At 53.3% G+C, this 4015-nt stretch carries 3 protein-coding genes; 2 read left to right on the top strand and 1 reads right to left on the bottom strand.

Annotated features, from left to right (window positions below):
- A partial coding sequence (locus FM113_RS17985; protein WP_217896026.1) for a TOPRIM nucleotidyl transferase/hydrolase domain-containing protein occupies nucleotides 1-1012 on the top strand: 1012 nt, incomplete at its 5' end.
- A complete protein-coding gene (locus FM113_RS14380) occupies nucleotides 1002-2771 on the top strand; it encodes an ATP-dependent helicase (RefSeq protein ID WP_087015517.1) in 1770 nt (589 codons plus the stop codon). The genes FM113_RS17985 and FM113_RS14380, both read left to right, overlap by 11 nt.
- On the opposite strand, the gene FM113_RS14385 is transcribed toward FM113_RS14380, so the two are convergent.
- A complete protein-coding gene (locus FM113_RS14385) occupies nucleotides 2768-3604 on the bottom strand; it encodes a hypothetical protein (RefSeq protein ID WP_140393382.1) in 837 nt (278 codons plus the stop codon). The two genes, FM113_RS14380 and FM113_RS14385, sit on opposite strands and share 4 nt — an antisense overlap.
- Between the last annotated feature and the right edge of the window lie 411 nt (nucleotides 3605-4015).

A 4015-nucleotide genomic window follows, 5' to 3' on the forward strand; every position in this document is an offset into this window, starting at 1 on the left:
AAGAACTGGCCCTCGCGGCCTGACTAGAACTGTCACCTGTTCCTGCATCAGACCCGACTCACTCTTGCCTGCCGGGCAGGTTCAAGTGATGGTGACAACCCACTCACCACAGTTGGTGAGCTCGGTATCAGTGGAGAATGTCGTTGTCATCGCGAGAGACGCTGAAGCTGACAACGAGGATAGAGCTCCAATTTGGTCTACCAAAGCAACGGCGCTTAAGGGTTTGGGTTTAACCGAACCAAGTGTTCGAAAACTGGATCGGTACCTTAGTGCGACCCGATCGGCTCTGTTGTTTGCCCGGCATATTGTCCTTGTCGAAGGTATTGCCGAGAGCATCCTTCTGCCAGTGCTCGCTGCCCAGAAGCTTGAGCAATCATGGCGAGGAAACAAGGATGCAGAAGCTGGGATTGCGGAAGGAAAACGGCACCTTGCCGCTACGACGTATGTTGCTATAGACGGCGTTGACTTCCAGCCATATTTAGATGTCCTTTTGGGTGGCGACGCGCGCCGTGTTGATTCCATCGTCGTAATTACCGATGGTGATCCCACAAAGCAAGGTCCGCTACAAGGAGAGGCGCGAAAGTTGCGTCTTGAGGAGAGATTCCGACGGCACGTTGACTTGGGAGTGTTGTCAGTTCACCGAGGCGAGACGACGCTTGAGGCAGACCTCTTCGGCGCACCAGGTAATGAATCCCTTCTTAAGGCCGCCTTCTTGGAGCTCCACCCTAGGTCCGAGGAGAAATGGGACAGCTTCATCGAGGGACTGGGGGCAGACTCAGCGGAACGGGCAAGTGCATTCGCGAAAGCAATTCGCCAAGTGAAGGGTGGCATCGACATCGGCAAGGGCGACTTTGCTCAATTGCTTGCGGAAGCAACTGTCTTACCAGATAGCAAACCGATCTCGCTGCCGGATTACCTTGAGGAAGCAATGTGTGCGATCTTGAACGGTTTTCTTCCTGTATCTGAGCAGCTTTTCGACGGGGAGGCTTCAGAGGACACAAATGGGAGCTAATGCGCTGGATGAGGCACAACTCGCTGCGCTTGCAGATGGTATTCAGCTCGTCGAAGCCGGGCCTGGTGCGGGGAAGACGCGAACAATTGTGGAGCGTATGAGGCGTCACCGGAACGAGCTACATAAGGGTGTCGCATTAGTTTCATTTACAAATACTGCTGCCGATGAGGCCAGACGGCGTTGTACCTCGGCACAGCTTGCCGCTCCGAATTTTGTAGGCACTCTGGACTCGTTCTTGCATAAATTTGTCGTGACGCCAGGAGCTTCTTTGCAGAACGGCACGGCGCCCAAATACATTACGAGCTGGAACGATCTGCCCGATTCAGCGGTCATGACTCGACTAAGCGGAGTACGAGGTGGGGCGGGGGTACGGTTAGGCTCCTTTAAGCTGCGGCTAGACGGAGAAGTTGAAATCAGCAGCTCGTTGAGCCGAGAGGACGCGATGTACCTTGGTGCATGCGAGAAGGCCGGGAAGCGTCAAGAGCTTGTAGAACTTGGGAGGCAGCGCATCAAAGGCTTCCTTGCCAACGGCACATTCGATAGTGACGGGGCACGGATCAAAGCACTTGAGGTACTGTCCGATAGAAGCAGCGCTGTTGCCGCGCGGTTAGCATCACGCTTTAGCGAGATCATCATCGACGAGTTTCAAGATTGCTCAGATGTGGAAGTGGCAATTGTTAAGCGTCTCAAAATGCTAGGTGTAAATGTTGTAGTGGTCGCCGACCCCGACCAAGCAATTTACGAGTTCAGGGACGCCTCGCCCGAGTCATATCGGGAGTACCGCGAGAGTCTAGGGGAGGCAGAAATTGTCAGACTTGAGCGAAACTATCGATCGTCGCCAGCAATATGTGAGCTGGTCGCGATGCTGCGTACGGTGGGCACGGGAACGGTCATCTCGGATAGGCCAGAAATTCAGCACAAGATAGTTGTGCTCGCTGGTAGTTCAGAATTCCAACGTGCTCAGTTTGCTGGGCGACTTGCCGATTGTGAGATACCAGCGGACAAAGCCCTAGTTTTGGCGCATGAAAAGAAGCAGGCGCGCGATGTTGCAGGAGTAGCAAGGGAAAACGCTGCATTTGCAAAGAGCGACCATAAGACTTTCGGGCTTCTAGGGAGCATGGTCGGGATCCGTGATGCCGACGGGTCTTTGTCTCGCAAAGCTGCAATCGATCGTGCGCAGAGGATCGTGCTGAACTTGTTCAATTGGAATCATGGTGAGAAAGGTCTCCCACCCAAAGCGCAAATTGAACTTCTGGGGATCTCACGAAGCCACATCTCAGCCTGCCTCTTGGGCATTCAGAGTGATAGCGAAGGTTGGACTGGCCGTAGTGACGCAACTGTTTCGATTCGAAATCGAGTGGAGGAATGCTTTGGAAAACTACCGAGGACGCTTCCTCGACTCAGCTCAGCACTCCGCAGTTTAGAAGCACAACATTGGGACGTATGGTCTGCATCGCTCGAGACTGGTGCGCCCAAAGAAGCAAGCCTGCCGTGTTCACACATTCATGCTGTGAAAGGTAATGAATACCAAGCCGTCCTCCTTTCTATCAAGAAGCCGCGTGGAAAGAGGCCATTGTGGGACCTCGTTCGCAGTGGGCAGACAGATGAATCTCTGCGGGTGTTGTACGTCGGCGCAAGTCGGGCCGCGGACTTGCTTGCAATCGGCTGTACAGCTGCCGAAGCTTCGAAAATGACCGGTCTGCTCTCCGAAAAGGGGATTGATTTTGACTTGCTTAAGGAAGGCAAGAAGTCTACTTAACGGCCCTCGTTGGGTTGCTGTCCACCTTTAGGAGTTGGCTGGTGTGAGGGTGCTGTAGTGGAAGTGAGGATCTGGCTGGCGTCGTAGGCCGACCTTCCAACCGCAGCCGCGAGTGAGATCATAGTGACTCGATTGAGCGGCGCACCTGCATAGTCTGGAACCTCTTTGGTCATGTGTCGCAATGTCATGAACGAGAAGTGGGAGAGGTCGCTTAGAAGTTTCCAGGCCAAAAAGGTCGTACTGGTGCTTCCATAGTGGTCCTTGATGGGTTGGCGGGTTGGAACGATCTTTAACACTTGATCAAGTTCGAGATTGAGGCGAACTGCGGTTGATATGAGGAGTTCCTCCATTTCGGCCTTTTGCTCATCAAGATGGTTTTTGAGAAGGTCGGGACCTCCGGAAGATGCTTGATTCACCTCGGAGAGTAGCTTCAGATTCTCGATGAAGTATTTGTTCTCGGTAGAGAAGATTCTTAGCGTGCGGGTGAGGCGCTCGGTGAGGTCTTCAGGGGAAAGCAGCCAAGAGATAGTTGAAGAATCCTCGATCACGGAGCGCATTAGCGGGTACATAGTTGTGTGATCAAAGTGAATTTGAGAAGGGTCAAAATCAAACACCAAGTGGTGGAGTTTCTTAAGTGTGCGCACTGCATTGTAAGCGCGCTCGTAGATATACCTGGTGAGCGCAAGAGATGCCGTTTCTGTTGCCAGTGCTGAGTTGTCAGTGACTAATTGTGAACTTGCATCTGGCGAAAAATTCGAAGCCACTTCGAGTTCTCGTCGGATGTCATCCCATTGGCGAAGCTGGAAAATCAAGGACGTTTCTGCAGACTCCATGGTCTCATTCTGCTCCAGAACGTTTGGTTTGGGTCGTTCTAGGCGATGTGCGACTAACGGGTTCGTATCTTCACGCCCTGCTTCCGCAGGTGCAACGACACCGTCGTAGGTGAGATGCTGTAACGCTTTCCGATCGTGGCGAGGGATTGGCCAAGTTCATACATCTCGACCATCTGCTTCACTGCTGTCTCGCTGGGGGAGAAGGTCCGCATTGTCACTCCGTGACGCTTCAGTACTAGGCCAACCCCATTTCTACTGCGTCCCAGCCGTCGCGCGATGCTTCCGGTTGATTCGCCAGCTTGGTAGGCGGTGATCATTTCTGTTGCTTCACGCTTAGTCACAGCTCGGTGTCGATGGGGTCTGATGCAGGAACAGGTGACAGTTCTAGTCAGGCCGCGAGGGCCAGTTCTT

The sequence above is a fragment of the Leucobacter sp. 7(1) genome (assembly GCF_900163635.1).
Classification (GTDB): domain Bacteria; phylum Actinomycetota; class Actinomycetes; order Actinomycetales; family Microbacteriaceae; genus Leucobacter.